1 protein-coding gene and 1 pseudogene are annotated in these 2,009 nt (G+C 64.7%); one reads left to right on the top strand and one right to left on the bottom strand.

The window, feature by feature from the left end:
* Nucleotides 1–258: 258 nt before the first annotated feature.
* Nucleotides 259–1,146 carry a hypothetical protein gene (locus ACWFR4_RS48565; protein ID WP_453658363.1) on the bottom strand — a complete coding sequence of 296 codons (888 nt, stop codon included), beginning with the start codon at nucleotides 1,144–1,146 and terminating at the stop codon, nucleotides 259–261.
* A 576-nt stretch (nucleotides 1,147–1,722) separates the two neighbouring features.
* Between ACWFR4_RS48565 and ACWFR4_RS48560 the strand changes: the two are divergent.
* Nucleotides 1,723–2,009 (top strand): annotated as a pseudogene (locus ACWFR4_RS48560) (hypothetical protein); the annotation flags it as partial.

Raw genomic sequence — 2,009 nt, 5'->3', positions numbered from 1 at the left:
GTTCCAGATCGCGCACGTGTGGAGAGTTTGTAGGGTTTTGGGTGATGGTGAACAGTTTGTCCAAGGTGTCGCCGGAGCCGCCCAGTACGTCGATGTCCACCGGACCGCCGACCGGTCGGCGACGTCCGGGATCGCGGCCTCCAGCCGGTAGTCCGCCAGCACCTGGGGGTGGATGCCGCGGATCAACTCAGCCTTCGGGGATCCTGCCGCCATGGTGCCGCAAGTCCCCGAAGACCGCCGCGGCGGCGAACCGCAGAGCTATGACGGCCAGATGCCCAGCATCAGGTACGAGAGCCACCCGTTTACATGGATGGTCGAGTCAGCTACGCCGAAGATGCCGCTGTCCGCGTCGACCGAGGCGGAGAACCCCACCTGAATGAAGTACCAGTGGCCGCCCGTTGCCGGGAAGTGCGTGTCTGCGTCGATCCACTCGCCTTCCGTATGGTCACCATGTGCCTCGAACCAGCCCACGCCGTCATTCCAGCCCGGTGCGATGGGGGCTGCCGGCAGCGCTGTCTTGGCGGTGTCGTCCCAGATCTGAAGCGCGGTCCCGAACCGGCTGTGTGCGACATAGCCCATCGCCTGCTGGTGCCAGTCTCTGTTGAACCAGATCGACGTGCTGAGTCGCAGGGCGGGGTTGTCCTGGGGGACGAAGAACCAGGAACCCATGCTGAGGGAACACGCGTCGGAAGATCCGATGGCTTGCACGTTCAGGCTGAAAGTCGCATGCTCGGCACTGGCCGCGGCGCCCGAACCGTTCGTAAAAGCCCCGTCATACGGCGGCGACTTGAAGACGAAGTCGACATCGTTCATCCGCCAGTCCTGCGGCGCAGCAGCATATGCGGGGGGCGAGGACGAGGTCCCGGTCTTGGTCTCCAGCCGCCTCTTCTGGTCGGCTCCGAGTGGCTTCGCGGCCTCCCGCAGGTCGGGAACGTCCAGGAGTCGGTCCACGACGGGACGCGCCAGGCCGGCGTCGTGCTCGAACTGCTTCTGCCGGCGTACGGCGTCGGCCTGGAGCCGTTCGACGAACCCTTTGCCGATATCATCGGCGGTCCGGGGCTCAGGCCTGGATGACGCGAGTGAGGCCTCAAGTGACCTGACCTCATCGATGCCTTGAGCATAGCGGGGGTGGATCAGCGTTGACATCCTGGTGCACCTCGCTTCGAAGCGATGGACAGACCCGTCGACGGTGGAGCGAGGTGAACCTCGCTACGAAGAATGGACGAAGTCGTGGCCAGATTGAACCGGCCTGGACGTTGGTCCGGCCGTCGCCCACCTAGGCCGTCGGGCTGTGCGACGTTGTGTCGTTCATCGGCACCTTCCTTTTCAGGCTCTCACGCACAGCCGCGGCTTGCATGCGGTTGAGCCCCGACCCCGGGACACCGATCGTCCGGGAGGGGCGATCTTCGGCAAGTCCCAGTGCCCTGGACCCCCTCCCCGCCGATCCACAGGCTTTGACAATTGCTCTAAAAAGGGGCCAGGGTCGGGAAGATCGCTTCTTGGGGGGCCACCTATGGAAAGTCACTGCATGCGCCGGCCTCCGACCCGGATGCTTTCGTCTGCCGCCGCGTCGGCGCACCCCAGCAACAGGTGAAGCAGGGCACGGGACTGCTCTCCCTCGGCCTCGATCCGCAGCGTCGACAGTACGCGTGAACCTGAAAGGCCCCGTCCTCCTTCCTTCTATTCCAGTGGTCGTTGCAACACCCCAGCTCAGGGGATGCGATGGACCAGATCCGGAAGGACCGGAAGCCGCAGGGCCGGAAGCGGCTGACCGCTGAGCGGGCGGCATACTTCCAGCTCATGCGGGAGGGCTACAACAACACAGAGGCCTGCCGGATCGTGGGGATCAACCGACGGACCGGCAAAGTCTGGCGTAACGGGCGGAACGCGAATAAGGGCCGACTGCAGCGGACACAGTCCTCCACGCTGATCACCACTCCTCCCGGCCTGACTCAACGAGCCAGACCTCTGGAGGGGGTCAACTTTCAAGCGTCGATACCGGTCCACTT

It is taken from the genome of Streptomyces sp. NPDC055140, from assembly GCF_053607285.1.
Note: the sequence above shows the minus strand (reverse complement) of the source record. Positions and strands in the feature narration are given on the sequence as shown.

Bases quoted from the DNA above. Each gene is read 5' to 3' on its own strand.
- ACWFR4_RS48565 (WP_453658363.1), bottom strand. From the start codon at position 1,146: ATGTCAACGCTGATCCACCCCCGCTATGCTCAAGGCATCGATGAGGTC.